The 1,676-nt window shown below is 36.3% G+C and carries 2 protein-coding genes; both read right to left on the bottom strand.

What is annotated here, in order from left to right:
• Positions 1–181: 181 nt before the first annotated feature.
• Entirely contained in the window at positions 182–736 is a 555-nt protein-coding gene (locus tag CH365_RS19800; protein ID WP_100770271.1) for a hypothetical protein, read from the bottom strand.
• 1 nt (position 737) lies between these two features.
• Positions 738–1,676: hypothetical protein (locus tag CH365_RS19795; protein ID WP_100770270.1), on the bottom strand; the 939-nt coding region annotated here is incomplete at its 5' end.

Genomic DNA, 1,676 nt, shown 5'->3' with positions numbered 1-1,676 from the left:
ATATTTAGAATTTTATTAAATACTTTTTTGTAACGCTTCGGGACTTACGCCCTGCGCATCCCTGGCGGGGTTAGATGTCCTTAATTATTCTTTTTTATTTCAGATGCAGCTTGCTTGAGGATTTTACCTGGATTCTGCACTGTACATCCCATTTGGCAGGAGACAACAGACAACCTTAATTCTAATCACGGTCATATCGAATCGTTTCGATTATCCATTTCCGTTGATTGGAATCAAAATTAAAATCAATCACCGGAAACTTACCAGTATTAATTTTCTTTTCCTCAATCCAAGTGCTTGCTGAATCAGGACGATTAGGGGTAATTAAGAAATCTTTTCCTTGTTCCAATACTTGCACAATAGGAGCAGTGTTCGCTTTTTTTGAAATTTCCAAAAATAAATCTAACGTTGGAGAAACTTTGATATATTGAAGATTTCTAAAGTCATCTTCAAATGTAAATTTTTCGGAAACTACATAAGGAAGCAATGACGAAACGGAATTACTTTTTCGCAATGCTCCCGCAACCTCTCTCTTGAGCGACTGCAAAAGGATTACTCTCTCTTTTATCTCCTCTTTGCTCAAAGAATTTTGCTCCAATTCTTTCAATCGTCGTTTAATTTCTTCTTGGCTGGAAATTTTGCCAGAATTAGAATTTTGCCCTTCTCCATTGATTTTTTCTATTCTAAAAATGTAAAAGATAGAAACAATAAGTGTAAATGTTATTAAGTTGCTCATGTTAATTTCCGTCCCTTTGAACTTCAACATCTAAATGATTTGCATGTCCAGGCTTAGGTTTTACGATACTATTCATTCTTGGATCAGGATGGTTATCAAAATAATTTTTCACTACAGGATCATTAAATAATATTTTGACTACCTTATATCCATCTGGTGCACTTCGAGCTAACGTTTCGATAAATTCAATTGTTTTACTCCGACTGTAATGACTATTATCAAAATATTCCCCTGCATATGTTTTAGGAACATCAGTCATAAATCCTAAATCCATTTTTACCCCTCCCTGATGATGAGAAACTACTTTCGGTGTCGTCCCAGCTCTCGGGTCACCTCCTCCTGTATGATACCCTAAATCATTGACAGGTATCGGATCATTTGGATACATCTGCTTCCAAGCTTCAATAGTATTACTCAATGTTTCGACCAGACCTTTCGTTCCATATTTGTGGGTTTCAGGTAACGTTTGATTTGCTACGTTATAATAGCCTTCTCCTTTCATATTGAATTTATATTTCAGCTTGGTATTTTCGCTAAACTGATAATATTCAGGGCGGTCGCTACTAAAGTAATCGGACCTTAAAAAGTCCGGTAAGTTTCCTCCATCTAACCCAAGGTCCTTTCTAAAATTATACACTTCAATAATTTGACTATCGGTAAATTTTGTCGAATTTGGCCCCCCTGAAAGTCTAAAATCATCCACTATTTTTCTTAACTCTGTCGGCGATACCCCATGAGACTCTAGTACAGCTACTAATTTCTCAGTATCTATCTTGTTAGCCCCTTTCTTTTTCAGCTCTTCTGCTAATGCTTGTGCTTCAATTTTTGATAATGCTCTGCCATCTGGTTTTACATCGTACGAAGTATTATGCACCAACACCCCAGACTCACTCACATAATACGTATGTGCATCTTCTACTTCTAAGTTATAAACCTTTTC

The sequence above is a fragment of the Leptospira neocaledonica genome (genome assembly GCF_002812205.1).
Lineage (GTDB): Bacteria > Spirochaetota > Leptospiria > Leptospirales > Leptospiraceae > Leptospira_B > Leptospira_B neocaledonica.
This window is presented reverse-complemented; position numbering and strand designations above follow the sequence as displayed.